The following is a 26,005-nucleotide window of genomic DNA, read 5'->3' as shown; positions in this document are numbered from 1 at the left end:
CGGATCAACCCTCCGCGGTCAGGGATCGAATGGGCGGACGTGACGCGGCATTGAAGGTGGGGACGAAACTCGTTGCGACCGCGGCGAAGACACTGACCGCGACGGATACCATCGCGCCGGCCGCCAGCCCGGCGTAGGAGACTCCGGTGGGCGCCAAGCCCAAAAGTGCAACCACGATTCCGGCGACCGCCGCGCCGACGGCACCCACCAACGCACCGAGAACGGCAGCCAGCAGCGGTTCGACAAGCAGGGCGGCGATCACGGGAGCACGGGGAATGCCGTTGGCGCCCAGCACACCGAGTTCGCGGGTTCGGTGCGCCACGGTTCGGGTGGTGGCGACCGCAACCTCGACCACGCCGACCAGCAGTACGGTCACCGCGATGAGGAACACTGCCCGGTTGATCTCCTCGGCGTGGCCCAGTGCCGCCGACTGCGCGCGAATCCCTGCCGACAACCCGAACACCAGCACCACCAGGAATGCCCCCGTGGCAGTGGTGACCACAGGCAACACCATCTCGCGGATGCGCCGGCGCGCCGACAACCAGCCGTATGCCAGACCTTTGCCGATCACCTTGCCCCCAGGAGCTCGACGGGCCGTTGCTGCAGCAGTCGGTGCACGGGAACCAGGGCGCCGACGATGGCCATCGCAGGTAGAAACGCCGCCACCATGCCCGCGGCCTGGGCCCACGCTGTAGGTGTGGCGATACCCGGAATAACCAGTGCCACAGCCACACCCGCGCCGATGACGCCGAGCGCATAGGCCACGACGAAGACGAACGCCGATTCTACGAGAAAGAAATAGAGCACCTCGTCGGCCAAGCCGATGCTGCTCATGATCCCGAATTCACGCTTGCGTTCGGTGACTGCGGCCAGGAATGACGACACCGCGATGACAAAGCCCAGCCCCAGTCCGATCGTGGAGATCAGGCCCAGCGTCGAGCCCGTGACCTTGCCCGAGAACAACGCCGAGAACTTCTGCTCGAAGCTCAGTGGCCCCGAACCGCCGACCGTGTCGTAGATCAGGCCAGGTCCATCGGACGTCGGAGACACTGACGGATCCGACGTGGACGGCAGCCCCACCGCGGCACCGAGGGTCTGGGCCAGGTCGCGGCGATGCTCGTCACCGGCCGGCACCGTGATCGTCCACCACCCGTTGTCACCGACCAGCAACCGGGCCAACGCCGGAGCCACCGTCATCGACTCCCCCGACCCGGAGACCCGCGCGACCAACGGGAGGGCACCCACGTCGATCACATCCCCCGAGGTGATGTGCAGGCGATCAGCCAGACCGGTTCCCAAAACTGCTTGACCCGAGTCGACTTCGTCGCTGCCGCGCAGTGATACCGCGGTGCCGCTGACGGTTGTCACCCCCGAGATGGTCAGTCTGCCCTGCCAGCCGTCGGGCAGGGCGAGTGACGGCGGTGGCCCGTCGGCGACCAAGGCGCGTGCCTCGTTGTCGAAGTGCACACCGGCTGCCGGCACCGCCCACAGCTGAGCGCCACCGAGCACATCGGTGACCGAGTCGGCCCCGGTGAGGGCAAAGCTCGCCGAGATGGTGCGCACCACGGTGACGCAGGCGATCGCCAGCGCAATCCCGAGTACCGACAGCACAAATCGTTCCGGCCGGCGGCGAATGTTCGCCAGTGCGAAACGGATCAGGCACCCGAAGGTGCCCCCGGTCCCCATATCACCGGTCGCGATCTCCGGCGATCGATGGGCTGTGGACGATTGAGACGACGATGGGAAAGCTACGGTTTCCACAGAGAGGATGCTGCGAGCCGCGTGTTTCGTCCAGAGCAGATCGAAGCGTCGCCAGAGTTAAATGCCTCGGATTGGCGTTACGTCATCATGTCGTCGGCGCAACCGATTTCGTCGTCCAGGAGCATCATCGGACGCAAAACCAGCCTATTTCACCGCTTTTCGCGCCCGTTTCCGCGGGGTTGCCGGAACCGGCTCTTGGATGCGCGGCCAGGGCCTGGCCTCTTCGAGCTCGTACGCCAGCTCCAGCAGCAGAGCTTCGCGGCCACGGGCCGCCGACAGCATCATGCCGGCCGGGAGGCCGGTCTTCGTCTGGGCCAGCGGCAGCGAGATGGCCGGATCCCCGGTGGCGTTCTGCAGAGGTGTGAACGCCACCCAACCGAGCAGCCGGTCGATGATCTGCTCGTAGTCCGCGGCCGGGTCGAGCCGGCCGATCTCCAGGGTGGGTTCGGCCAGGGTCGGCATGAGCACTGCGTCATAGCTGTTGGACAACCGCTCGGTGATCCGCCGCGACCGGGCCAGCCGGGTGATTGCGGCCGGGAGCCGGTGCAGGTTGCGGGAGGCGAGTCGCTCCAGCCCGAGGGTGAGGTTGTCGAGCTTGGCCCGGTCGAAACTGGGGCCGAAGGACCGCTTCCCGCCTCGCACGATCGCGTACGCCAGGAACGCCCAGTACAGCAGGAAGTCGTCCTTGAACCGGGCCGGGACCGGGTTACCGATCACCGTGATCTGGTGGCCGAGCTCCTCGAGCAGTGCGGCGGTCTTGTGGGTCAGCTCGGTCATCTCCGGACCGGCGTCGTGCACGACGGACTGCGTGCACACCGCGATGCGCAGGCGCTGCTTGCCCGGGCGGCTGACGTCGCCGATCGGCGGCAACTTGGGGTTGCGGTAGACGCGCTCCATCTCGCGGTAGAGCGCCGCGGTGTCACGCACCGATCGGGTGAGCACCCCGTCGGACACGATCCGCAGCGGCATCATCCGCAGGTCCCTGTCCTGCGGCAGCCGGCCTCGGGTCGGCTTGAGACCGACCAGCCCGTTGCAGGCGGCGGGGATCCGGATCGAGCCGCCGCCGTCGTTGGCGTGCGCGATCGGGACCGCGCCCGCCGCGACGAACGCGCCCGAACCCGACGAGGAGGCACCTGCGGTGTACAGGGGGTTCCACGGATTGCGGACCGGTCCCAGGCGCGGATGCTCGCAGGAGGCACTGAAGCCGAATTCCGAGAGCCTGGTCTTGCCCAGGGGCACCAAGCCGGTGGCGAGGTACGCACGGGCAAAGTCGCCGTGGGCCGTTTCGGGACGGGGTTCCCACGCGTCGGTGCCGCGCATGGTGGGCATGCCCTGGACCGCGGCGTTGTCCTTGACGAAAGTCGGGACACCGTCGAAGAACCCGCCGTAGCGGCTCGGTGCGGCTCCGCGGGCGTGCGCCCGGTCGAAGGCCTCGAACGCCAGTCCGTTGAGGGTGGGGTTGACCGCTTCGACCCGCGCCACGGCGGCCTCGATCAGGTCGGCCGGCGAGACCCGGCCTGCTCGCAGCTCCTCCACGAGGCCGACTGCGTCGTGCTCACCTAGGGCGTCGTCGCCGAAGGCGAAGATTCGACTCATGCTCAGACGGTACCAAGTAGTACCGCGCTGCGGCGGTCGGCTCTCGCCGCCGCCGGAAGACCACCGTCACTGCGTCCGGGCCACGGTCTGCAGCGCCGCCAGATGCTCGTCGACGGTCCGCAGACCCGCTCCCATGGTGTTCACCGAGACGTGGGTGGCTCCGGCGTCGGCCCACGCGGCGATGTCGGCCGCGGTCTTGTCCGGGTCACCGGTCCAGGCCACCCGGCCCTCCATGCCGATGGTGGCGGGATCTCGCCCGGCGGCGACGGCGGCACGCTCGACCCGCGCACGTGCGTCGTCGAGTTCCAGCCCGGGCCCGACCATCGGGAACCAGCCGTCGCCGAGTCGCCCGGCCCGCTCCAGTGCCCGGGCAGAGACCGCTCCGAACCACACCGGGATCGGACGCTGCACCGGCAGCGGGGCCAGACCCGCACCGGTCACCCGGTGGTGGCGGCCCTCGAAGGTCACCGACGATTCGGTCCACAGCCGGCGCATCAGCTCGACCTGCTCCTCGGAGCGCCTGCCGCGGTTCCTGAACTCCTCGCCGAGCGCCTCGTACTCGACCGCGTTCCAGCCCAGCCCGACACCCAAGCGCAGGCGCCCGCCGCTGAGCAGGTCGACCTCGGCAGCCTGCTTGGCCACCAGAACCGCTTGGCGCTGCGGCAGGATGATCACCCCGGTCACCAATTCCAGCGAAGTGACCGCGGCCAGGTAGCCGAACATCACCATCGGCTCGTGAAATGTGGTGTAGAGGTCATAAGGCCCGGCCCAGTCCCGATGGACCGCCGGATCGGCGCCGACGACATGGTCGTAAGCCAGGATGTGGGTGAAGCCCAACTCTTCGACACGCTGGCCGTAGGTTCGCACGGCCCCTGGATCCCCGCCCAGTTCCGTCTGGGGGAAAACAACCCCTACACGCATGCTCACCTCCAACACCATTGGTACCTGCCACACTCCCACACCGGCAAAGCTCCCCGCGCCGGCGTGAGCAACTACCCGGCACCGACCACGTCACGAATGAACAAAACCCCGCGCTTTCCGGGATCGCCGGATGAGCGCGGGGTTTTGCGACGGGCGGCGGTGGGTGTGCCGCCCGAGTCTTCTTCGGTGCTAGGCCTGGCCGACCTCGAACCGCACGAAGCGGGTCACGGTGACCCCGGCCTCGTCCAGCAGGGCCTTCACGGTCTTCTTGTTGTCGGACACCGACGGCTGATCCAGCAGCACGACGTCCTTGTAGTAGCCCGTGACGCGACCTTCGACGATCTTGGGCAGCGCCTGCTCCGGCTTGCCCTCTGACTTCGCGGTCTCCTCGGCGATACGGCGCTCGTTGGCGACGATGTCCTCGGGCACCTCGTCACGGGTGAGGTACTTGGCCTTGAGCGCAGCGATCTGCAGTGCGACCGCGTGCGCGGCCTCCTTGCCCTTGTCCGCGTCGCCGGCCTGGTACTCGACCAGCACACCGACGGCCGGCGGCAGGTCCGCGGCGCGCTTGTGCAGGTAGGTCTCGACCGTGCCGTCGAAGTAGGCGGCACGACGCAGCTCGAGCTTCTCGCCGATCTTGGCGCTCAGATCCGCGATGGACTGCTCGACCGTGGTATCGCCGACCTTGGCGGCCTTGAGGGCATCCACGTCGCCGGCGTTCGCAGCGGCGGCAGCCGCGACGACCTTGTCGGCCAGCTCCTGGAATTCGGCGTTCTTGGCGACGAAGTCCGTCTCGGAGTTCAGCTCGATCAGCGCGCCGTCCTTGGCCGCGACCAGACCCTCGGCGGTGGCGCGCTCAGCGCGCTTGCCGACGTCCTTGGCGCCCTTGATACGAAGCAGCTCAACGGCCTTGTCGAAGTCGCCGCCGGCCTCGACCAGAGCATTCTTCGAGGCGAGCATGCCGGCGCCCGTCAGCTCCCGCAGTCGCTTGACGTCGGCAGCGGTGTAGTTAGCCATTTAAGACTTCTCCTGGATTACGAAGCGTCAGTGGATGTTTCGGGTGCAGCCGCAGCCTCGCCCTCGGCGGTACCGGCGGTCGCGCCGGCCAGCAGTTCCTGCTCCCACTCGGCAAGCGGCTCGACACCCTCGGTGGCCTGCTTCTCGCCGGCACCCGCGCCGGCCCGGGCCTTCAGACCCTCGGCGACCGCGGAGGCCACGACCTTGGTCAGCAGTGCCGCAGAGCGAATGGCGTCGTCGTTGCCCGGGATCGGGTAGTTGACCTGATCCGGGTCACAGTTGGTGTCCAGGATCGCGATGACCGGGATGCCCAGCTTGATGGCCTCGTTGACGGCCAGGTGCTCCTTGTTGGTATCGACGACCCAGATCGCCGACGGCACCTTGGCCATGTCCCTGATTCCACCCAGCGACCGCTCGAGCTTGTTCTTCTCACGCGTGAGCATGAGGATTTCCTTCTTGGTGCGACCCTCGAAGCCACCGGTCTGCTCCATGGCCTCGAGCTCCTTCATACGCTGAAGGCGCTTGTGCACGGTGGAGAAGTTGGTGAGCATGCCGCCCAGCCAGCGCTGGTTCACGTAGGGCATGCCGACGCGGGTGGCCTCTTCGGCGATGGACTCCTGCGCCTGCTTCTTGGTGCCGACGAACAGGACGGTGCCGCCGTGGGCCACCGTCTCCTTGACGAACTCGTAGGCCTTGTCGATGTAGGTCAGCGTCTGCTGCAGATCGATGATGTAGATGCCATTGCGGTCGGTGAAGATGAACCGCTTCATCTTGGGGTTCCAGCGACGGGTCTGATGCCCGAAGTGAGCGCCGCTATCCAGCAGCTGCTTCATGGTCACAACAGCCATGAGCTCATTCCTTTGTTTTGTCGGTTGTCGCCCAGCGTCGGGTGATGCCGGGCCCTGGTGCCTGCCGGCTGCCGAACCCGCTCTGGGAAATCCCAGGTCAGGACCGTCGGCATCCGTGTACGACCCCGTTGAGGCGATCGATATGCGCAGACACGCGAAGTCAGCCCGCTAGCGAGCTGCGGGTAGAAGTTTACACGCTGCACACGCGTGCTTTTACCACGCGGCAAACGCCGACGCGTTCATCCACAGCCCCGGGTTTCGGGGCTTCCGGAACGCCCGGGTTGACGCTGAACTGGGATGGTGAGGTTTGCCGCGACGGCGCTGCTGGTGATCATGGCGTGGATGTGGCCGGCCGCCGCCTACGCCGAGGGCTCCCGCCTGCAGTGGCCGGTGTCTCCTCGACCGGCGGTGACCAGGGGTTTCGATGCCCCCTCCCCCAATTGGAGACGCGGCCACCGTGGCGTGGACCTGGCTGCCGCGCCGGACCAACCGGTCTATGCCGCAGGTCCGGGCACCGTGGTGTTCGCCGGCGTACTGGCCGGCCGTCCGGTGGTATCGCTCGCTCACCCAGGTGGGCTGCGCACCAGCTACGAGCCGGTGCAGGCCGCGGTACGGCCCGGACAGACCGTCACCGCCGGGCAGATGCTCGGCACACTGCTGGCCGGCCATCCCGGCTGTCCGGCGGCGGCCTGCCTGCACTGGGGAGCGATGTGGGGTGCCGCCGCCCGGGCGGACTACGTCGACCCTCTCGGCCTGCTCGCCGGGACACCGATCCGGCTCAAGCCGCTGGGCGGCTGAAATTTGGTGCTGATGCGGCGCTGATGGTGCCGCTAGTTTCATTCGTGGTCTCCGACGCGAAGGGTGCACAGGTGAGTGAGGCGCGATGGATCTTTCTGTCGATATGCACCGTGTTGTTTTTCGGCGTCGGCCTGGCACTGACCATTCCCGGTTTTGAACTGGCCTGCGGCACTGATGTCACCTGCGGCGACTGGGTGATGCACCCCGGGGACCAGTGCCGCAACATCGTTCGAAGCTCGTCGTATCTGTATGACTACGACCGGCAGCGGTCACGAAATCAGGACGAGGGCTGGCTTCTGGTGAGCGTCGGCGGGACACTCCTCTTCGCCGGCGCGCTGTCCGTTTTCGCGTTGATCGTTGCGTACCTGCACGAAAAGCGCGAAGCCACACTTGGCACGACGAGTACCGACTAGCAGTTCCTGTACCCACACCGCTTCGAGGACGGCCTACTGTCGAAAACATGACCGTGGCGTCACAAGCTCACCGCAACCGGCCCATGCGATTCGGCCTGCACACCGCGCTGCCCCGTGGCGGTGACTTCGCCGAATTCGCCGTCACCGTCGAAGAATCCGGATTCGACGTACTCACCATCCCCGATCATCTGGCACCGACGCTGGCCCCGTTCAGCGGCGCCGCCACTGCATGTGCCGTCACCTCGCATCTGCGCACCGGCACGCTGGTGCTCAACAACGATCTGCGCCACCCGGTCGATACCGCCCGGGAAACCGTGAGCGTGGCAGCGCTGTCCGGCGGGCGGTTCGAGTTGGGCCTGGGGGCGGGCCACATGAAATCCGAATATGACGCGGCCGGGCTGAAATTCGACAACGGCGCCACCAGAGTGGATCGGCTGATCGAGTCGGTCGACGTGATCCGCCCGCTGCTGGCCGGCGAACCCGTGGACATGGACGGCGCGCATTACTGCGTGCGGGCGGACGCCGGCGCTCTGGTCGCGCCACCGGGAGTCGACGTCCCGCTGCTCATCGGCGGCAACGGCAGGCGGGTGCTGCAACTCGCGGGCCGGGCCGCCGATATCGCCGGACTGGCGGGCTTCAGTCACAACCACGACGCCACCGAGGTCCGGCTGACTCATTTCGATCCCACGGGTCTGCTGGACCGGATCGCGATAGTCGCCGACGCCGCCGGCGACCGGTTCGAAGCCATCGAACTCAACGCATTGCTGCAGTTCGTGGTGCACACCGACGATCCGGCGGCCGCGGCAGCAGAGGTGGCCGGGACGTTGGGAGCCTCCGCAGAACTGCTGCTGGAATCTCCGTTTGCGCTGTTCGGCAGCTACGAGCAGATGGCCGAGTCCCTGATGGACCGCCAACGCCGGTTCGGCATCAGCTATTGGACCGCGATCGACGCCTGGGCGGACCGCCAGTCGGCGCTTCCGCACCTGGCCGAGGTCATCAAGCTGTTGCGCTAGCGACCGGCGAGAAACCCCGTCATCGCCTCGAGTACGACGTCCGGGCGGTCGCGCTGCACCCAATGTCCCGCACCTGCAACGACTTTGAGCTGTGCTTCCGGGATGAGCTCGGCGGCCGCGCGGGCGCGCGCGATCGGTACGCCCGGGTCGCGGTCACCGTGGACGATCAGTGCCGGGCGGCGAAATGACTTCAGGCGTCCGGTGTAGTCCGTGCGCAGCCCATTCCACCTGACCTGGTCACGCTGCCACTGCTCGAATGCGCGGAACCCGTCCGGTTGCTGTGCGGCAACCATGATCTCGTCCATCAGTTCCACAGTGAGTTCAGTGGGGTCTCGGATGAGTGATTGCATGCTCTTTGTCATCACCGCCCGGTTGGTACCCACCCAGCGGGTCGTCGCACCCAACAGACCGCTGCGCAACGTCGCCCAGGTGATGACCTGCCGCACGCCCGACAGCAGGCCGTCCGACAATCGGGGCATCAGCCCGTAACTGCCCAGGAGCATCGCTCCGGTCACCCGGTCCGGCCGGTCGAGCACATGACCGATGGTGATGCCACCGCCGAGCGACAATCCGCCGATCGTGTAGCGCTGCAGACCGAGCCCGTCGACGAACTCCCCCACGTAGCCGACCAGCCGTTCCTGCGTCACAGGCAGCCGGGCCGACGGACTGTGACCGTAACCGGGGTGGTCCGGTGCGACGACGCGGTAGCCCGCCCGGGCCAGCCGCGGGCCGATACCGCCCCACGACAGCGACGCACTGTCCACCCCACCGCCGTGCAGCAACACGACTGTCGGCGCCATGCCATCGGTAGACCAGGTGAGGTAGGACACCGGTCCTGACGGCAACACGACGGTACTTCGGGTTGGCTGGACAGCTGACTCCTGCACTATCTCCCTCTTCAGGCTCGCGGGTGGGCCTGGTCGTGCACGGCACGCAGTCGCTCCACGGTGACGTGGGTGTAGAGCTGTGTGGTGGCCAGCGAGGAGTGGCCCAACAACTCCTGCACGATGCGCAGATCCGCACCGCCTTCGAGCAGGTGGGTGGCCGCACTGTGGCGCAGTCCGTGCGGGCCGATGTCAGGCGCACCGTCGACAGCGGAGACCGTCTGGTGCACCACCGTGCGCGCCTGACGCGGATCGAGCCGCTTGCCGCGGGCGCCCAGCAGCAACGCGGGGCCGGAATCGGCGGTGGCCAGGGCAGGCCGACCCTCGGTGAGCCAGGTTGTGAGTGCGTGGTGTGCGGGCTCGCCGAACGGAACGGTGCGCTGTTTGTTGCCCTTGCCCAGCACCTGCAGCACCCGACGTGCGGTGTCGATGTCGTCGATGTCCAGCCCGCACAACTCACTGACGCGGATACCGGTGGCATAGAGCATCTCGACGATCAACCGGTCCCGCAGCGCCAGCGGATCACCTTCCTGTACAGCAGTATTCATCGCTTCCATGGCGTCTATCGCCTGGTCGCGACGAAGCACCGAGGGCAGGGTGCGGTGGGCCTTGGGTACCTGCAAGCGGGCCGCGGCGTCGGCCGGAAGAATCCCCCGCCGGGCGGCCCAGGTGCAGAAGGTCTTGACCGTGGAGGTTCGCCGCGCCAGCGTGGTCCGTGCCGCTCCGGCCGCCGCCTGGGTGGCCAACCATGACCGCAGCGCCGGCAGGGTCACGGTGTCCAGACCGCCGCCGGTGTGCTCGAACAACGCCCTCAGATCACCCCGGTACGCCCGGCGGGTGTGCTCGGACCTGCCGCACTGCAGCGCCAGGTATTCGTCGAACTCGGCGAGCACATCTCCGACTGCGGGCACCGTGTCACCGTGACAGAAGCGCGCACGCCCTGCACCCGACGCGCCGGGCCGCTACCGTCGCGTGACCATCACGGATTCATCTCGTAGCGGTCGGCCAGGCCGCGCACAGCGGTCACCACGCGGTCGCGACGGGCGGCATCGGCCGCGGGCTGCCTGACGATGTCGAGGGCGCGCTGCTGTTGCACCGCCGTGGCATCCGGATGGCAGTGCAGCTTGGTCGCGTGCGTGGACATGTCGGTGACGAGCACCTCGAAAAGCTGGTCGATCAGATCGGTGTCGAATGCCTCGATCTCTGCCTGCTCCAGGATCAGCTGGGCGTACGGGATGAGGGTGAACATCTCACCGATCGCGAAAAGGAAGTCGACGTTGCGCTGTTGATCGGCGGTGGGCGTCGCCACGGCGAGCAGGGTCTGCAATGCCCGGGCCTGGTCCAGGAAGACCGCGACATTCGGCGTCGAGGAGAATCCGCGAAGCACCGACTGCCAGTCCCCGAACCGGATCTTCGCCAACCCACTGCTGGGCCCCTGCCGGAACAAGAAGTCGTCATTGGCCGCATCCCTGCGTGTCGGAACCTCCGGCACCTCGGCCAGCAATGGCTTGAGTTGTGGAATACGTTGCGCCACAGGCGACCCCGCGACAGCGCCGCCGGCCGCACGCAGGCCACCGGCAAGCGCGCTCACCAGCAGTGCCGGGGCCCGGCCGACAGGCAAAACGGACATCGCCGCCAGCGCCGCATCCGATGCGCCGAACATGTAGTTCTGCATGAACTTCAGCGACAGCGCCATGTTGACGTGCACCGTGCCCTCCAGCCGCGGCAGGCCGGTGAGCCCCAGCAACGCCATGGTGAAATACATGTCGGATTCGAACGCCCGGGCCGCGATGGTGTCGGCGAGCAACGTAACGATCTTCTCGCCCTCACGGGTGACGTTCATCTTCTCGATCGCATTGAACAACAGGTAGCGCCGGTCGTCCGAGCTTGCGCTGCGCATGTAGTCGATGGCCCGCTCGCTGTAGAGCTTCATTCCGATCAACCGGGCGTAGCCGTCGGCGAGCATGCGGCGGATCTGCGGGAACTCGGTGACCCGCTGGCCGAACAGCACGCGGTTCTCGGCGTGGGTGACGGCCTCGTACATAGCGTGCTCGCAGGCCCCGATCGCACCGAATCCGAGGTTGAACTTGCCGATGTTGACGGTGTTGATCGCGGCATTGAAGGCTGCCTTGCCCTGATGCAGGATGTCGTCGGCGCTGACCGGATAGTTCTCCAGATCGAACGCCGCAACGTACATCTGACCATCGACGACGTTCTTGCGCAGGTGGTAGTTCGAATGCTGGCTGTCGGCCGCGAAGAACAGGTATCCCGTGAAATCTTCCTCGGGACGGCGCCGGTCGAGATCGGAGCTGTCGATGATGGGTTTGTCGGAACGACGGCCGAACACCGAGACCATGCCGGCCAGGTTGCCGTTACCGATGTAGTACTTGCCGCCGTTCGCGGTGTACGAGCCGCCCGCCTCGTTGTCGGGGCCAGGTGTCAGCACCATGTCGGTCGAATACACGTCGGCGCCGTGCGCCTGCTCGGACAGCCCGAAGGCGAAGATCTCCCCCGAATCCAGCAGGGCGGCAGCCTTTTTACGGGCCACTGTGTTCTCTGACTGCCAGATCGGTCCGAGACCGAGGATGGTGACCTGCCAGACGTACCAGTACTGCATGCCGTAGAACCCGAGGATCTCGCTGTACATGGCGTTGCGTGCGGTGTCCCAGCGCTTGTCGGGATCGCCGTTGGCTTCCGACGCAGGGGTGAGGAACGTCGCGAAGATGCCCTCCCGCTTGACCAGATCGAGAAAGTCGCTGTACCAGACCCGATCCCGGTCCTGCTGCTTGAGCCACCGCTTACCGTGCGACTCGAAGAACTCGATGGTGGCCCGGAAGATCTCCCGAGTTCTGGTGTCGAACTGGTCGAAGTCGGTCCGGTTCGGGTCGAACAGGACATCGGATCGTGCGGTCACGCCAAACTCCCCAGGTAGGACTGAGATTCGATGAGGCCTTCGTCGCTGGGCCGTTGGCCGTGACCGAACACCCGCTCGTGTTGGCGGGCTCGCAGCTCCTGGTGTGCATCAGCGGGTTTGGCATAGCCGTAGCGTTTGCGTCCTTCTTCGGGGCTGAGCACTTCGGTTGACCGCGGCGGTATGCCCATGATGTAGGGACCGGCGATCGGAACCACAGACGGTGCAATGATCTTGGACACCAACAGCTTCAGCCGGGGCACCCGGTTGACCACCCCGAAACCGAGCTTGAGCACCGGCCGCACGGCCAGGTCGACCACGCGTGGCTGGTCGAATCCACTGAGCTGGCGCATCCAACGCGGCATGGTGGCGATGGTGCCCGCTCGGAGAAAGTAGTTGAGAATCTCTACAGCAGGCTTCGCGATCCGCGGCACGGGCGGTAGCACCACCTTGGCGTTGAGCAGGTGGTCCATCATCGCGCGGGCGGCCTCACTGACGGCGAGGCGTGGCCGCACCTGTTCGAAGTACTCGTTGATGCCGTCACGAGACCGCGGGACGTCAGCCGGATCGCAAGTCTGGAACTCGGCCGCGCGTGCACAGTCCTGCCAGTAGCGGGCCTCTTCCTCGGTCGTCAGCTTTCCACCGCCGTACAGCTCGTAGGCCTTGAGCACCGAATGCCAGCCGGTGAGCAGGATCCACAGCTGCGACCGGGGGTCGTTGGCGTCGTACTTGTTCCCGCTCAGGGGTTCGGTGCCAATCGCTTTCGAGTGGACTTTCACCAGAACGTCGGCGGTCTTGAGCACCGATTCGGTGTCGGCGAAAGCCACCATCGCGAAGTAACGCACGGTCCGGTCGTATCGGGTACGTGGCCGATCGTAATTGGCGCCGGTGGTGTCGACCGCGGCGATCAGGGCGGGGTCGAGTTCTTCGACCACCACGGCTCGTTGCAGTCCGATGATCGGCGTGGTGGCATGACCCCAGACCTTCCAGGTCACCGAATCCGGCCCGAAGAACCCGTAGTCAGCCATCGGCTGGAGATCAGACATGTGACAACTCCTCTGTTCTGGATCAGGCGCCGCGGAACGCCCGGTAGGTGGCCGATCCGACGAATTCACCCAATGTGGTTGGTGTCCAGTCTTTTCCGTTGTCTTGCAACAACGTCCGCACTGCGCCTTCACAGGTGGACACGAACTGCTCGACCAACACCGGCAGCTTTTTTTCGGCGTCGGTGGTGCCCCAACGTTCCAGCGTGGGAGCCAGCCGTCGGGAGACCTTGCCCACCATCAGGGCGCGACCGTCACGGAAGTGTTTCGCCACGGCCGGGTCCGGGTCGGCGCTCATCACAAGCCGCCAGGAATCAGGCCGGCGGGCAACCGTCTCAAACAGCGCCTGGAAGCCCTCGACGAAGACGGTTTCGTCGGCATCCGCTCGGCCGTAGGGCAGCGCATCGATCGCGCCCTGGACCAGCAGTGTCAACTCCCGCTCGAGCAGCGCCCTCAACAATTCGACCCGGTCGGGAAAACACGAGTAGACCACCGGGCGGGTGACCTTGAGCCGCTGAGCCACCGCGCCGATCGTGACCGCGGCGACCCCCTCGGTCACCGCAATCGTCAGGGCCGCATCCAGCACCTGCGGGCGCCGCCGCTCGGGCCCCAGATGGGCAGCCCTCTCCCGAACGGTTTCTACACTCACGAAGGAAAATGCTACACGCCTGAATAATCATTGACCAGATGGAATGACCTGCCTTTTTGTTGCAGCCTTTACTCCGGTTTCGTCACCGTAGAGTGCCTGCCGAGCCGAGCGTGCTTCAGGTGTCAGTCGACGCGCCGCAGAGCCTCGGGGGTGAGATCGGCCAGCGTCGGGTATCCGTCGACCCCCATGATCAAGTCGGCCTCGGCGAGCAGGGACCGCAGCACGTGCACGATGCCGTCGACACCACCGAGCGCCAGCCCGTACGCATATGGGCGCCCCACGCCGACGGCAGTGGCACCCAGGGCGAGGGCCTTCACGATGTCGGCCCCGTTGCGGATTCCCGAGTCGAACAACACCGGCAGCCCGTCGGCCGCCTCGACCACACCGGGCAGGCAGTCGATCGCCGGCAGACCGCCATTGGCTTGGCGCCCACCATGATTGGAGCAGTAGATGCCGTCGACGCCACCGTCTTTGGCCCGCCGGACGTCATCGGGGTGACAGATGCCCTTCATGATCAGCGGCAATTTGGTCAGCGACCGCAACCACGGCAGGTCGTCCCAGGTCAGCGGATTGCCGAACTGGCTGACCCAGCGCAGTACCGTCGCCTGCGGGTTCTCCTCGGGCGGCTGCTGCAGGCCGGCGCGGAACACCGGGTCACTGGTGTAGTTGGCCAGGCATTTGCCGCGTAACTGCGGGAAGTTCGAGGTGGCCAGGTCCCGCGGGCGCCACCCCGGAACCCAGGTGTCCAGCGTGACGACGATGCCCTTGTACCCGGCCGCTTCGGCGCGCTGCACGAAGCTGGCCGCCAGGTCCTTGTCGGTCGGCGTGTACAGCTGGAAAAAGCCTGGGGTATCGCCGAATTCGGCGGCGACGTCTTCCAGCGGATCCTCGGTCAGGGTGGACACCATCAGCGGCACCCCGGTACGCGCTGCGGCGCGCGCTCCCGCCAGGTCGCCGTGCCCGTCCCGCCCGCAGATGCCCAGAACCCCGATGGGTGCCATGAACAACGGAGAAGGCAGTGTGAGGCCGAACAGGTCGACAGACAGATCGCGCTCCCGGTGCGCGTTGAACATCCGGGGCATCAGCCCCCACCGGTCGAAAGCGGTGCGGTTGACCTGCTGGGTACGCTCATCGCCGGCCCCGCCGGCGACATACGACCAGATGGATGGCGGCATGGCTGCTTGGGCCTTGGCTTCCAGGCTCGCGTAGTCCATCGGCATGGTCGGCAGCACGCCGGACAGCCCCTGCAGGTAGATCTCGAGTTGATAGTCGCCGTACGCCATGACGGCTACCTTTCCATCCCGGACAGCCAACTTGCCATCAGCCCGCGGTGTCGGCCTCCGCTTGCGCCAGCTCGGCCTTCCACTGCCGGAAGGTCTCCTCGGTACGCCCACGGCGCCAGTACCCCGAGATCGACCCCGCCCATTTCGCTGCGACGCCGCGCTCCTTGCGGATGTAGGGACGCAGGTTGTGCATGACAGCCTGAGCCTCGCCGTGGATGAACACCTGAACCTGGCCAGGCAGCCAGGCCGCCTCCTTGACCGCCGCGATCAGCGGTGCGTTGTCTCCGGACTTGTCGTCGCCGACCATGTCCGCCCGTCCCCCTCGATGGATCCAGTTGACCTCGACCCCGGCGGGAGCGGTGAGCTCAATCTCGTCCTCATGGCCGGCGACCTCGATGAAGACCTTGCCGGTCGCATCGGCGGGCAAGGCTTCGAGGGCGGCACCGATGGCCGGCAGAGCGGCTTCGTCGCCCGCCAGAAGATGCCAGTCAGCGGCCGGATCCGGCGAATATGCCCCGCTGGGACCCATCAGGTAGGCAGGTTGGCCCGGCTGGGCCGCGGCGGCCCAGGGTGCGGCCACGCCCTGCTCACCGTGCACGACGAAGTCGATGGTGATCTCGCCACGCTCGGTGTCGACCTTACGAACGGTGTAGGTGCGGACCGTGGGCCGTTCTTCGGCGGGCAACTCCTGAAAGCTGTCCAGCGTCAAGGGTTTCGGCAGTACCGACACGTCGACACTCTCGGGAACGATGACCAGCTTGACGTAGGCATCGGTGGACTCGTTGGGCGAGAACGTGTCGAAGCCGTCTTCGCCGTTGCCGCCCAGCACCAGCCTGACCATGTGGTCGGTCAGTTGCTCACGACGCACCACCTTAAAGGTATGCACGGGTCGTCCTGCCATACCGCCTCCAAAACTCGCTCGGCCGATCTCTTTGTTAGCCGACCTCATCGACTATACGGAGACGGGAGCCACGCATGGGGTCTACCGGTGCCGGCGCAACCGCCAGCACCCGTCCTCGCTGACGACCAACCCCGCGAGTTCCAACGTCGTCAACGGCGCCAGGATCTGATGCGGTGGAAGTGCGGCGAGCATCGCAATCTCGTCCACAGGGTGGGCACCGCGCGACGGCAGCGCGTCGTAGACCTGTTTCTCAGCCGCTGAGAGCCCATCGAGCGGCCCAGCCGCGCGCGGCTCATCCGGTGCGAGTTCGCCTATGCGGCCGACGAGTTCGACGATTTCCTCGGCGCGGCCGACCAGGCTGGCACCACCTCGAAGCAGCACGTGGCAACCCGCCGATGCCGCCGAGGTCACCGGACCCGGCACCGCGCATACTCCCCGGCCCAGCGACTTGGCCCACGCCGCGGTGTTGGCCGCACCGCTGCGCAACCCGGCCTCGACCACCACCGTCGCACCGGAAAGGGCCGCGACCAATCGGTTGCGGGTGAGAAACCGCAGCCGGCCCGGCGCTACCCCCGGCGGATACTCGCTGACCAACAGGCATTCCTGGCGGATCCGGTGGAACAGTGCACTGTGCCCGGCCGGGTATGGATTGTCGATGCCGCCGGCCACGATCGCGATGGTCACCCCCTCACACGCCAGCGCGGCGCGATGCGCTGCCCCGTCGATGCCATAGGCACCGCCGGACACCACCGTCACGTCCCGGTCAACCAGACCCGCCGCCAGGTCAGAGGCAACATGCTCGCCATATGCCGTTGCCGCGCGGGTACCGACGATCGCCGCGGCACGCTCAGTCGCCTCATCGAGCCGCACCGGCCCACTCGCCCACAGCACCAACGGCGGATGATCATTGGGGCGATTGGGTACCTTGTCGACGCCCAAGGCGCGGAATCTCAGCAATGGCCACTCGTCGTCATCGGGGGTGATCAACCGCCCTCCCATTCTGTCGATGAGGTCCAGATCCCGGACTGCACAATCCAATTCCCGACGAGCCTCGATCCGGCTGAACAGCTCCTCCCTGACATCACCGGATTTGACCCGACCGGCCGCCTCGACCGGGCCCACCTGCTTGACCAAGGCCGTCAATTCCGCGCATGGCGGTTCGGCCACCCGTGACAGATACGCCCACGCACGCCGCACCTCGTCGGTCATGGCACACCCGCTGCCCGACGGAAGCTCAGCGCGGTGGCCACATCCTCGTGGGCCGGCATGGTCCGGCCGGCCAGATCGGCCAACGTCCAAGCGACCCTCAAGCACCGGTCGGCACCGCGCATACTGATCAACCCGCGGTCGAGGGCAGACCGCAACGGCTCCATGGCGGCTTTGGGTAATCGGAATTCGCGCCGCAGCAACGGGCCACCGACCTCGGCGTTGGTTCCGATCCCATACGGTTTCCACCGTTCCTGGGCGGCGAGGCGCGCTGCCGCAACGCGTTCACGCACCACGGCGCTGGATTCACCGGCCTGAGGAGCGAACGCCCCGGCGCTGACCGGATACAACTCCACCTGCAAGTCGACGCGGTCCACCAGCGGCCCCGACAGCTTGCCGCGATACCGCAGCTTGGCCTGGGCCGAACAGACACAATCCTGGGATTTGGGCGGTGCGCACGGGCACGGGTTCGCCGCCAGAACCAATTGGAACCGTGCCGGATAGCACGCCACCCCATCCCGGCGAGCCAACCGGATCTCCCCATCCTCCAACGGAGTTCGCAGCGCCTCCAGGGCACTTGAACCCATTTCGGCGAACTCATCGAGAAACAACACGCCCCGATGGGCGCGGCTGACTGCTCCGGGACGGGCCAGACCACTTCCGCCACCGACCAGTGCGGCCACACTCGAAGTATGGTGCGGGGCCACGAACGGCGCCCGTGTGATCAGTGGCGTATCTCCCGCCAGCAAGCCCGCCACCGAATGAATCCCGGTCACCTCCAACGACTCGCCGCGCGACAACGGAGGTAGCAGGCCGGGAAGACGCTGTGCGAGCATCGTCTTCCCGATGCCGGGTGGCCCGGTCAACATCAGGTGGTGGGCACCCGCCGCGGCCACCTCCAGGGCGTAGCGAGCCTGGCCCTGTCCCACGACGTCGGCCAGATCGGCCGACGGCTCCGGCGCGCGCCCGGGCGCCGTGACCCGGGCCTGCAGATCCCCCTTGCCGTCGAGCCAGGCCTGCAGCTGCCGCAGGGTGCGCACACCGCACACCTCGATTCCGTCGACCAGGCTCGCCTCTGCCAGGTTGTCGACGGGCACCACGACCATGGGCCAGCCGTCGCGCTTGGCGGCCAGCACCGCGGGAAGTACGCCGTGAACCGGACGGACCCGGCCGTCGAGGGCGAGCTCCCCGAGCAGCACCGACTTCTCCAGCCGCGCCCAGGCCGTCTTGGTGTGCGCCGAGAGCACTGCCACCGCGAGCGCCAAGTCGTAGACGGAACCGACCTTGCGCAGGGTGGCCGGGGACAGCGCCAGGGTGAGGCGTGACATCGGCCAGCTGTTGCCACAGTTGGTGATCGCCGCCCGGACCCGGTCCCGCGACTCCTGCAAGGCAGTGTCGGGCAACCCCACCAGGTGCACACCGGGCAGCCCCGAGGTGATGTCCGCCTCGATCTCGACGATCACCCCGTCCACCCCGCGCACGGCCACCGAATAGGCTCTCCCCAAACCCATTTCAGCCCACCCCCTTGAGGTGCGCCAGCTCCGGCTTGCGCCGACGCCCGATGCGGACCCCGATCACATCGATCCGCAGGGCAGCGAAGCGCACGTCCTGTTCGGACAGCCAGAGCGCTGCCAGCCGCCGGATCCGGCGGACCTTCTGCGCCGTGACCGCCTCGGCGAGCCCGCCGAACCCGTCCCCGGTGCGGGTCTTCACCTCGACGAACACCACCGTGTTGGTGGCGACCTCCTCGGCAATCACGTCGAGTTCGCCATAACGGCAACGCCAATTGCGCGTCAACGTGCGCATTCCCTGCGCCGCCAGATGCTCGACGGCCAACTGTTCACCCAGTGCGCCGATCTCGGCCCGTGTCAAAGAACTCATGTCCACACCGTGCGGACATGGTCCGACAGCATCGGCCCGGTCAGGCCTGGTTATCCCCAGCGTGGAGTTCATCCACAGGCGCGGCACCCCCGGTAGTGTCCTTAGGTGATGCTCAGCTAATGCCGAAAGGGATCACTTGATGCGCACACGTTGGAGCCGCCGGGTTGCTGTTGTCCTGTCTGCCGTCGCGGTCACGGTCGGTATGGTCGCGTGTTCCAGTTCCGGGTCCGACGAGCTGCTCATCTACAACGCGCAACACGAATCGCTGACGAAAGAGTGGATCGACGCGTTCACCAAGGAAACCGGCATCAAGGTCACCTACCGGCAGGGCGGTGACACCGAGCTCGGCAACCAACTGGTGGCCGAGGGCAACGCCTCACCCGCCGATGTCTTCCTCACCGAGAACTCCCCGGCGATGGCCGCCGTCGAGAAGGCGGGGCTGTTCGCGGACGTCGAGCAGCAGGCCCTCGACCAGGTCCCAGCCCAGTTCCGGCCGTCGTCGGGCAAGTGGACCGGTGTGGCGGCCCGCTCGACGGTCTTCGTCTACAACAAGGCCAAGCTGCCGGCCGACCAGCTGCCGCATTCGATCATGGATCTGCAGCAACCGCAGTGGAAGGGGCGGTGGGGTGCACCGCCGGCCAAGGCGGACTTCCAGGCGATTGTTGCGGCCATACTCGAACTGAAGGGTGAGCCGGCCACCTCGCAATGGCTGGCCGGTTTGAAGACCAATGCCGTTGTGCTCCAGGACAACATCGCCACACTGCGCGCGGTAAACGACGGGCAGGTCGACGGCGGCATCATCTACCACTACTACTGGTTCCGCGATCAGTCCAAGACCAAAGAGATCAGCGGTAACACCGCGCTGCACTATTTCAAGAACTCAGACCCCGGAGCATTCGTCAGCCTGTCCGGCGGCGGCGTGCTGAAATCCAGCAAGAAGCAGGATCAGGCGCAGCAATTCCTGCGGTTCGTCACCGGCAAGGCCGGCCAGGAAGTACTGCGTAACGGCACCTCGTTCGAGTATCCGGTCGCCAGCGGCGTCGCCGCCAATCCCGCTCTGCCACCACTGGACTCGTTGCAGGCGCCCGCGGTCAACCCGTCCAACCTCGATGCCGCCGAGGTCACCGATCTGATGACAAAGGCTGGCTTGCTGTAATTGGTTGCCACAGAGCCCCCGTCAACGCAGCCGGCCGCGCTGCAGCGCTCGGCGGGAGTCCGGCCGGGACCGGGGCTGAGCACCGCCGTGACGCTGTTGCTGCTGGCCACGTTCATCCCGCTGGGCTACGTCGCCTGGTCGGTGATCACGACCGGTCCGACCCGGGTGATCGAGCTGGTGGTGCGGCCACGTGTCGGAGAGCTCCTGATCAACACCGTAGGTCTGGTGCTGATCACCGTGCCGGTGTGCGTGGTACTCGGGGTCGGTTCGGCCTGGCTGGTCGAGCGCACCGACCTGCCGGGGCGGACGTGGTGGCGGCCGGTGTTCGTCGCACCGCTGGCGGTGCCCGCGTTCGTCAACAGCTACGCCTGGGTCAGCGTGGTGCCGTCGTTGCACGGGTTGTCGGCCGGGGTGCTGATCGCGACGCTGTCGTACTTCCCGTTCGTCTACGTGCCTGCGGCGGCCACCCTGCGCCGTATCGACCCGGCTCTGGAGGAATCGGCCCGTGCGCTGGGATCCGGATCGTCCGGGGTGTTCTTCCGGGTGGTGCTGCCACAGCTACGCCTGGCGATCCTGGGCGGCGCCCTGCTGATCGGTGTGCACCTGCTGGCCGAATACGGCGCGTTCGCGATGATCCGATTCTCGACCTTCACCACGGCGATCTTCGAACAGTTCCAGGCAACCTTCGACGGGGCTGCCGGCGCCACGCTCGCCGCTGTCCTCGTGCTGCTGTGCCTGCTGCTGTTGGTCACCGAGGCCGCCGCCCGGGGTAACGCCCGCTTCGCCCGGGTGGGCCCGGGAGCCCAGCGTGCCGGCGCGCCGATGCGCCTGGGCCGCAGCATGTTGCCGGCCACCGCCGGGCTGTTGGGCCTGGCCGCGCTGGCGTTGGGAGTGCCGTTGTGGACGCTGACGCGCTGGCTGTGGATCGGCGGCTCGCAGGTGTGGGAGCCCATGGACATCGGTACCGCGCTGGCCCAGACCGCGACGCTCGCCGCGGCCGCCGCGGTCCTGACCACCGTGCTGGCTTTCCCGTTCGCCTGGGTCGCCGTCAGATACCGCGGTCTGCTGGCCCGTTCGATCGAGGGTGCCAATTTCATCACCAGCTCGATGCCCGGAATCGTCACCGCTCTGGCCCTGGTCACCGTGGCGATCCGCTACGCTCCCCCGCTCTATCAGACTGCGGCCCTGGTGATCTGCGCCTACGTGCTGCTGTTCCTCCCGCGTGCCCTGGTCAGCCTGCGGTCCGGACTGGCACAGGTGCCGCCGGCGGTGGAGGAGGCCTCACGCTCCCTGGGAAGCTCGCCCGCACGCACGTTCGTGCGGATCACCCTCCGGCTGACCGCCCCGGCCGCGGCTGCCGGCGCCTCACTCGTATTCGTGGCGGTGGCAACGGAATTGACTGCGACCCTGTTGCTGGCGCCGACCGGCACCCGCACCCTGGCGATGCGGTTCTGGTCACTGAGCAGCGAGTTGGACTACGCCGCGGCGGCGCCCTACGCCCTGATGCTGATCGCCCTGTCGATCCCGGTGACCCTGATGTTGTTGCGCCAGTCGACGAAGGTGGCCGCTCTGTGACCGACGATGTTCTCCAGGTACGTGGGCTTCGCAAGTCCTTCAACGGCACCGTGGTGCTCGACGGCATCGACCTGACCCTGGCACCGGGAACCATCACCGCAGTGGTCGGTTCTTCCGGGTGCGGCAAGACCACGCTGCTGCGCGTGATCGCCGGCTTCGAATCTCCCGATGCCGGCACGGTAACCATCGTGGGACGCCAAATGGCAAGCCCCACAGACACTGTCGCCCCACACCGCCGCGACGTCGGCTACGTGGCACAGGATGGCGCGCTGTTCCCGCACCTCACGGTGGCCCAGAACGTCGCCTACGGCCTGCGCGAGCGTGGGACGCGGGCTCGCTCCAGGGTCATCGAGCTGCTGGACAGCGTGTCCCTGGATTCCTCGTTCGCGCAACGCCGGCCGCACCAACTCTCCGGCGGTCAACAGCAGCGCGTCGCACTGGCCCGGGCCCTGGCCCGCCGGCCGGTGGTCATGCTGCTCGACGAGCCGTTCAGCGCACTGGACACCGGGCTGCGCGCGGCCACCCGAAAATCGGTGGCGCGGACGTTGTCCGACACCGGGGTGACCACCCTGATCGTGACGCACGACCAGGAGGAGGCGCTCTCGATCTCCGATCAGGTCGCGGTGATGCGCGAGGGCAGGTTCACCCAGGTCGGCACAGCGCAGGAGGTGTACCGGCACCCCGCCGATCGGTTCACCGCCGAATTCCTCGGGGATTGCATCACGTTGCCGGGCATCGTCGCCGCTGGGGTGGCCGAATGCGCGCTGGGCCGGATACCTGTCCAAGCCGGCGCCGCCGACGGACCGTGCAGCCTGGTGCTACGTCCTGAACAACTTGTCGCCACGGCGATTTCCGACAGTGCAAGTGATGCCGAAGCGGCAGCCACGATGGGAACCGTGATCGCCACCGAGTTCCTCGGCCACGATGTACTGCTCACCATCGAACCGCCGGCCGCCGGTGAACCCATCGTCGTGCGCCAGCACAGCCTGAATCCGCCGGCATGCGACACCAAGGTCCGAATCGACGTGCGTGGCGCCGGGACGGCATTGTCTTGAACCCCATAGTCGAGGCGCTGCGGGCTCACGGCGACCGGATCGCGGTGCTGACCGAGACTCAACAGGTCAGCTACTCGACTCTTGCCGGTCTCGTGTCGCAGGCCTCGGCGGAACTGGGTCCCGAACGTCGGCTCGTGCTACTCGAAGCACGCAATGACCTGCCCACTCTGGTGCACTACCTCGGTGCCCTCGCGGGCGCCCACGTATCCCTGCCGGTACCCGCGGGCACCGATCACCGCGAGATCCTGCAGACCTACTCCCCTGACACCGTCGTCGACACCGCGGGTATCCACCACCGGCGCGCCACCAGCACACACCGGCTCCACGACAATCTGGCGCTGCTGATGTCGACCTCGGGTAGCACCGGGTCGCCGAAGCTGGTGCGCCTATCCCACACCAACCTGGTCAGTAACGCCGCCGCCATTGCCGACTACCTCGCGATCAGCGAATCCGACCGGGCGGCAACCACATTACCCATGTCCTACTGCTACGGACTGTCCGTGATCAACAGCCATCTGCTGCGCGGTGCGGGTTTGATCCTCACCGACCGATCCGTGGTCGACGACGAGTTCTGGGAGTTGTTCACCCGTCACCGGGCCACCACCTTCGCCGGGGTACCGCACACCTTCGCACTGCTCGACCGGATCGGGTTCGACGCCATGGACCTACCCCACCTGCGCTACGTCACCCAGGCGGGTGGACAGATGGCTCCTGATCGTGTGCGCCGCTTCGCGATGCTGGGACAGCGCCGCGGCTGGCAGCTGTTCGTGATGTACGGCGCCACCGAGGCGACTGCCCGGATGGCCTACCTGCCACCGGAACTCGCCCTGTCACATCCTGAAACCATCGGTCGTCCGATCCCCGGAGGCAGCCTGTCCATTCGCCGTGGCGACGCGTGGCCCGACGGCACCGGTGAACTGGTCTACCGCGGCGCCAACGTGATGCTCGGATACGCGCAACGGCCCGAGGATCTGGCGCTGGGTGCCAGCGTCGAGGAATTGCGCACCGGCGACATCGCGCGACGCGCTCCTGACGGCCTTTACGAGATCATCGGCCGCAGTAACCGGTTCGTGAAACTGTTCGGATTGCGGATCGATCTGGACCGCCTGCAGGCCGCCCTGGCCGAACATGGCGTGACGGCGCTGTGCACCGAGGGTAGTGGCACTCTCGCGGTCGCTGCCCTGAGCATCGGGAACACCAGCGTCGAGGAGGTGCAGCGACTGACCGCCACCGTGGCGGGTGTGCCTGCCGGCGCGGTGCGCGCCGCGATCGTCTCCGGACTGCCCCGGCTGGTCTCGGGCAAACCGGACTATCCGGCGGTGCGGGCCCTGGCTGCCGGCTCCCCTGACACCGATGCCACCGAACTTCGGGATCTGTTCGCCGAGGTCCTACATGTCCCTGCCGAGTCCATCGGCCGCGAAGCGAGTTTCGTCGACCTCGGCGGTAACTCACTGTCCTATGTGGCGATGTCGGTTCGTCTGGAGCGCACCCTGGGTCGACTTCCGAAGGACTGGCACCGGATTCCCCTGTCCGAACTCGAACGAAGCAGCAGTCCCGGACCGCGCCGGTGGGCGACAGTGGAGACGAGTGTTGCGCTACGCGCCGCGGCCATTGTGCTGATCGTCGGCTCGCACGCGGAACTTTTTGCGCTGTGGGGTGGTGCGCACATCCTGCTCGGCGTGGCCGGCTACAACTTCGGCCGGTTCTGCCTGACACCGGTGCCGCGGCAGACGCGATTGCGTCACCTACGCAACACGATCACCTGGATCGCGGTGCCGTCGGTCGTGTGGGTCGCCCTCGCACTCGTCCTCACCGACGACTACCGCGCTTCGAACCTGTTGCTGGCCAACAAGTTCTTCGGGCCGCACGACAGCATGACCGCCGGACGTTTGTGGTTTGTCGAGGTGCTGGTCTGGATCCTGGTGGCACTGGCCGTGGTGTGTGCACTGCCGGGCAGCGACCGGTACGAGCGACGCCGTCCCTTCGCCTTCGCCGCGACGTTCCTGGCGTTCGGGCTGATATTGCGTTACGACCTGCCCGGTTTCGACCTGGGCCGCGAAGCCTGGTTCACGGTGTTGGCGTTCTGGTTCTTCGCCGCCGGGTGGGCGGCGGCCAAGGCCACCGCCACCTGGCAGCGGGCGATCGTCACAGTGGTGCTGATGGTGGGCTTGCACGGCTACTTCGACAACAGGGCCCGGGAAACCTTGGTACTGGCAGGATTCGCATTGCTGATCTGGCTGCCGGCCCTGCGCTGCCCGACGATGGTGGCGGCCGGGTGCGGACTCCTTGCCGAGGCCTCGCTGTACACCTACCTGACGCACTACCAGGTCTATCCGTTGTTCGGTGACCACCGGCTGCTCGGTGTCCTGGCCGCACTGCTCGTGGGCACCGCACTCACCTATGTGGTCAACATGATGCGAAGATGTCTGGCATCAATCGCCACTGGGACCAGGAACGGACAGGGCGCTCGATCAAGAACCGTCTTCGGCCTTGCGATGCGGATTGGGAACTGAGGACTGTGGAACACCGCTGAGCTTGCGGAGCGTGGCGATGCAGGCATGGAGTTCTTCGAGGGCCACACCGGCCGCCTTGGCACGGAAGAAGTCATGCAACTGGCGCAGTGACTTTTTTTGCGCGCCGGCGCCTCGACGCGTCACCTCGATGCGGATGACCCGCCGGTCGTCGTCCGATGGAGTTCGTCGCAACAGGTCTGCCGCAACGAGTTTGTCGATATCGGAGGTGATCGTGCTCGGCAATACGTTGAGGTAGTCGATCAACATGCCGGGACGGTCCAACCCCGCATGGACCAGAAAGATGATGCCCAGTGCGCGTTCGGAGATCCCATACTCGCGGGCGACGGGCGTGGTGAGAGTTGAAATCATGCGTCGGATGTCGGTCGCGGCGCCGAGGAAGTCCACGATGTCGCCGTCGTCGGCAGCTCCAATGGTGTCAGCCACGACGCAACACCCTACCTGACCTCGCCTTCTAGCACCGACATCCGCCAGGTAGTTCATTATCTGAAATATGTGCGCTACTGTCTCACCCAGGCGAGGTTCGCCTCGCGCGTCATCTGTCGCGGGCAACAGTGCGGAGT

24 protein-coding genes are annotated in these 26,005 nt (G+C 66.8%); 7 read left to right on the top strand and 17 right to left on the bottom strand.

The features are described 5' to 3' along the window. Positions 1-4: 4 nt before the first annotated feature. From ACZYZF_RS00430 to rpsB, 6 genes are all read right to left on the bottom strand, one after another. Positions 5-571, bottom strand: coding sequence for an FtsX-like permease family protein (locus ACZYZF_RS00430; RefSeq protein WP_463834273.1), 567 nt, complete (start codon positions 569-571; stop codon positions 5-7). Beyond that, positions 568-1,686, bottom strand: coding sequence for an FtsX-like permease family protein (locus tag ACZYZF_RS00425; protein WP_463834272.1), 1,119 nt, complete (start codon positions 1,684-1,686; stop codon positions 568-570). Before ACZYZF_RS00425 ends, ACZYZF_RS00430 begins: the two co-directional genes overlap by 4 nt. A gap of 219 nt (positions 1,687-1,905) precedes the next feature. After that, positions 1,906-3,357: an amidase gene (locus tag ACZYZF_RS00420; protein ID WP_463745389.1), complete on the bottom strand. Its 1,452-nt coding sequence runs from the start codon at positions 3,355-3,357 to the stop codon at positions 1,906-1,908. A 66-nt stretch (positions 3,358-3,423) separates the two neighbouring features. Then, on the bottom strand, positions 3,424-4,278 hold the full coding sequence (locus ACZYZF_RS00415) for an LLM class F420-dependent oxidoreductase (protein WP_463745962.1): 855 nt from the start codon (positions 4,276-4,278) through the stop codon (positions 3,424-3,426). Positions 4,279-4,467: 189 nt separating this feature from the next. Next, on the bottom strand, positions 4,468-5,295 hold the full coding sequence (tsf, locus tag ACZYZF_RS00410; RefSeq protein ID WP_463834270.1) for a translation elongation factor Ts: 828 nt from the start codon (positions 5,293-5,295) through the stop codon (positions 4,468-4,470). Between the two features lie 17 nt (positions 5,296-5,312). Further along, the gene (rpsB, locus tag ACZYZF_RS00405; protein ID WP_463745387.1) at positions 5,313-6,143 is read right to left on the bottom strand and encodes a 30S ribosomal protein S2; all 831 of its coding nucleotides are present in this window, start codon (positions 6,141-6,143) and stop codon (positions 5,313-5,315) included. 333 nt (positions 6,144-6,476) lie between these two features. On the opposite strand from rpsB, the gene ACZYZF_RS00400 reads away from it, so the two are divergent. The 3 genes from ACZYZF_RS00400 to ACZYZF_RS00390 all read left to right on the top strand — a co-directional run bounded on the left by ACZYZF_RS00400 (position 6,477) and on the right by ACZYZF_RS00390 (position 8,367). Further along, entirely contained in the window at positions 6,477-6,941 is a 465-nt protein-coding gene (locus ACZYZF_RS00400) for a M23 family metallopeptidase (RefSeq protein WP_463745961.1), read from the top strand. A gap of 71 nt (positions 6,942-7,012) precedes the next feature. Then, on the top strand, positions 7,013-7,354 hold the full coding sequence (locus ACZYZF_RS00395; RefSeq protein WP_463834269.1) for a hypothetical protein: 342 nt from the start codon (positions 7,013-7,015) through the stop codon (positions 7,352-7,354). 47 nt (positions 7,355-7,401) lie between these two features. Then, positions 7,402-8,367, top strand: coding sequence for a TIGR03621 family F420-dependent LLM class oxidoreductase (locus ACZYZF_RS00390; RefSeq protein ID WP_463745385.1), 966 nt, complete (start codon positions 7,402-7,404; stop codon positions 8,365-8,367). Here ACZYZF_RS00390 and ACZYZF_RS00385 read toward each other — a convergent pair. From ACZYZF_RS00385 to ACZYZF_RS00340, 10 genes are all read right to left on the bottom strand, one after another. Further along, complete coding sequence (locus ACZYZF_RS00385; RefSeq protein ID WP_463835102.1) at positions 8,364-9,167, bottom strand: alpha/beta fold hydrolase; 804 nt, start codon at positions 9,165-9,167, stop codon at positions 8,364-8,366. The genes ACZYZF_RS00390 and ACZYZF_RS00385 overlap by 4 nt on opposite strands. Positions 9,168-9,265: 98 nt before the next feature. Beyond that, complete coding sequence (locus tag ACZYZF_RS00380; protein WP_463835100.1) at positions 9,266-10,144, bottom strand: tyrosine recombinase XerC; 879 nt, start codon at positions 10,142-10,144, stop codon at positions 9,266-9,268. Positions 10,145-10,230: 86 nt separating this feature from the next. After that, entirely contained in the window at positions 10,231-12,165 is a 1,935-nt protein-coding gene (locus ACZYZF_RS00375) for an acyl-CoA dehydrogenase (protein ID WP_463834268.1), read from the bottom strand. After that, positions 12,162-13,208 (bottom strand): oxygenase MpaB family protein, encoded by a 1,047-nt coding sequence (locus ACZYZF_RS00370; protein WP_463834267.1) that lies wholly within the window; start codon positions 13,206-13,208, stop codon positions 12,162-12,164. Before ACZYZF_RS00370 ends, ACZYZF_RS00375 begins: the two co-directional genes overlap by 4 nt. 22 nt (positions 13,209-13,230) lie before the next feature. Beyond that, the gene (locus ACZYZF_RS00365; RefSeq protein WP_463834266.1) at positions 13,231-13,854 is read right to left on the bottom strand and encodes a TetR/AcrR family transcriptional regulator; all 624 of its coding nucleotides are present in this window, start codon (positions 13,852-13,854) and stop codon (positions 13,231-13,233) included. Between the two features lie 122 nt (positions 13,855-13,976). Then, positions 13,977-15,137, bottom strand: a complete 1,161-nt coding sequence (locus ACZYZF_RS00360) for an alpha-hydroxy-acid oxidizing protein (protein WP_463834265.1) — start codon at positions 15,135-15,137, stop codon at positions 13,977-13,979. 37 nt (positions 15,138-15,174) lie between these two features. Beyond that, positions 15,175-16,038: a siderophore-interacting protein gene (locus ACZYZF_RS00355; RefSeq protein WP_463834264.1), complete on the bottom strand. Its 864-nt coding sequence runs from the start codon at positions 16,036-16,038 to the stop codon at positions 15,175-15,177. A gap of 81 nt (positions 16,039-16,119) precedes the next feature. Next, the gene (gene dprA, locus ACZYZF_RS00350) at positions 16,120-17,247 is read right to left on the bottom strand and encodes a DNA-processing protein DprA (protein ID WP_463834262.1); all 1,128 of its coding nucleotides are present in this window, start codon (positions 17,245-17,247) and stop codon (positions 16,120-16,122) included. Next, the gene (locus tag ACZYZF_RS00345) at positions 17,244-18,755 is read right to left on the bottom strand and encodes a YifB family Mg chelatase-like AAA ATPase (protein WP_463745377.1); all 1,512 of its coding nucleotides are present in this window, start codon (positions 18,753-18,755) and stop codon (positions 17,244-17,246) included. Before ACZYZF_RS00345 ends, dprA begins: the two co-directional genes overlap by 4 nt. Before the next feature lies 1 nt (position 18,756). Then, positions 18,757-19,125, bottom strand: a complete 369-nt coding sequence (locus ACZYZF_RS00340; RefSeq protein ID WP_463834261.1) for a YraN family protein — start codon at positions 19,123-19,125, stop codon at positions 18,757-18,759. Between the two features lie 139 nt (positions 19,126-19,264). Between ACZYZF_RS00340 and ACZYZF_RS00335 the strand changes: the two genes are divergently transcribed. The 4 genes from ACZYZF_RS00335 to ACZYZF_RS00320 are packed head-to-tail and all read left to right on the top strand — an operon-like array spanning position 19,265 to position 25,424. Beyond that, positions 19,265-20,281: an iron ABC transporter substrate-binding protein gene (locus ACZYZF_RS00335; RefSeq protein WP_463834259.1), complete on the top strand. Its 1,017-nt coding sequence runs from the start codon at positions 19,265-19,267 to the stop codon at positions 20,279-20,281. After that, the gene (locus tag ACZYZF_RS00330; RefSeq protein ID WP_463834257.1) at positions 20,282-21,856 is read left to right on the top strand and encodes an ABC transporter permease; all 1,575 of its coding nucleotides are present in this window, start codon (positions 20,282-20,284) and stop codon (positions 21,854-21,856) included. Then, the gene (locus ACZYZF_RS00325) at positions 21,853-22,911 is read left to right on the top strand and encodes an ABC transporter ATP-binding protein (protein WP_463834256.1); all 1,059 of its coding nucleotides are present in this window, start codon (positions 21,853-21,855) and stop codon (positions 22,909-22,911) included. The genes ACZYZF_RS00330 and ACZYZF_RS00325 overlap by 4 nt, the downstream gene beginning before the upstream one ends. Then, positions 22,908-25,424 carry a non-ribosomal peptide synthetase gene (locus ACZYZF_RS00320; RefSeq protein WP_463834254.1) on the top strand — a complete coding sequence of 839 codons (2,517 nt, stop codon included), beginning with the start codon at positions 22,908-22,910 and terminating at the stop codon, positions 25,422-25,424. The genes ACZYZF_RS00325 and ACZYZF_RS00320 overlap by 4 nt, the downstream gene beginning before the upstream one ends. Here ACZYZF_RS00320 and ACZYZF_RS00315 read toward each other — a convergent pair. After that, positions 25,383-25,868: a MarR family winged helix-turn-helix transcriptional regulator gene (locus tag ACZYZF_RS00315; protein ID WP_463745371.1), complete on the bottom strand. Its 486-nt coding sequence runs from the start codon at positions 25,866-25,868 to the stop codon at positions 25,383-25,385. The two genes, ACZYZF_RS00320 and ACZYZF_RS00315, sit on opposite strands and share 42 nt — an antisense overlap. Between the last annotated feature and the right edge of the window lie 137 nt (positions 25,869-26,005).

The sequence above is a fragment of the Mycobacterium sp. IDUB_24 genome (genome assembly GCF_055419385.1).
The sequence above is the reverse complement of the archived record's forward strand: the minus strand, read 5'-3'. Positions and strand labels throughout refer to the sequence as shown.

Coding starts and splice junctions, on each gene's coding strand:
- ACZYZF_RS00425 (WP_463834272.1), bottom strand. CDS start 1,686: ATGGGGACCGGGGGCACCTTCGGGTGCCTGATCCGTTTCGCACTGGCG.
- ACZYZF_RS00420 (WP_463745389.1), bottom strand. CDS start 3,357: ATGAGTCGAATCTTCGCCTTCGGCGACGACGCCCTAGGTGAGCACGAC.
- ACZYZF_RS00415 (WP_463745962.1), bottom strand. CDS start 4,278: ATGCGTGTAGGGGTTGTTTTCCCCCAGACGGAACTGGGCGGGGATCCA.
- tsf (WP_463834270.1), bottom strand. CDS start 5,295: ATGGCTAACTACACCGCTGCCGACGTCAAGCGACTGCGGGAGCTGACG.
- rpsB (WP_463745387.1), bottom strand. CDS start 6,143: ATGGCTGTTGTGACCATGAAGCAGCTGCTGGATAGCGGCGCTCACTTC.
- ACZYZF_RS00400 (WP_463745961.1), top strand. CDS start 6,477: ATGGCGTGGATGTGGCCGGCCGCCGCCTACGCCGAGGGCTCCCGCCTG.
- ACZYZF_RS00390 (WP_463745385.1), top strand. CDS start 7,402: ATGACCGTGGCGTCACAAGCTCACCGCAACCGGCCCATGCGATTCGGC.
- ACZYZF_RS00385 (WP_463835102.1), bottom strand. CDS start 9,167: ATGGCGCCGACAGTCGTGTTGCTGCACGGCGGTGGGGTGGACAGTGCG.
- ACZYZF_RS00370 (WP_463834267.1), bottom strand. CDS start 13,208: ATGTCTGATCTCCAGCCGATGGCTGACTACGGGTTCTTCGGGCCGGAT.
- ACZYZF_RS00360 (WP_463834265.1), bottom strand. CDS start 15,137: ATGGCGTACGGCGACTATCAACTCGAGATCTACCTGCAGGGGCTGTCC.
- ACZYZF_RS00355 (WP_463834264.1), bottom strand. CDS start 16,038: ATGGCAGGACGACCCGTGCATACCTTTAAGGTGGTGCGTCGTGAGCAA.
- dprA (WP_463834262.1), bottom strand. CDS start 17,247: ATGACCGACGAGGTGCGGCGTGCGTGGGCGTATCTGTCACGGGTGGCC.
- ACZYZF_RS00345 (WP_463745377.1), bottom strand. CDS start 18,755: ATGGGTTTGGGGAGAGCCTATTCGGTGGCCGTGCGCGGGGTGGACGGG.
- ACZYZF_RS00340 (WP_463834261.1), bottom strand. CDS start 19,125: ATGAGTTCTTTGACACGGGCCGAGATCGGCGCACTGGGTGAACAGTTG.
- ACZYZF_RS00335 (WP_463834259.1), top strand. CDS start 19,265: ATGCGCACACGTTGGAGCCGCCGGGTTGCTGTTGTCCTGTCTGCCGTC.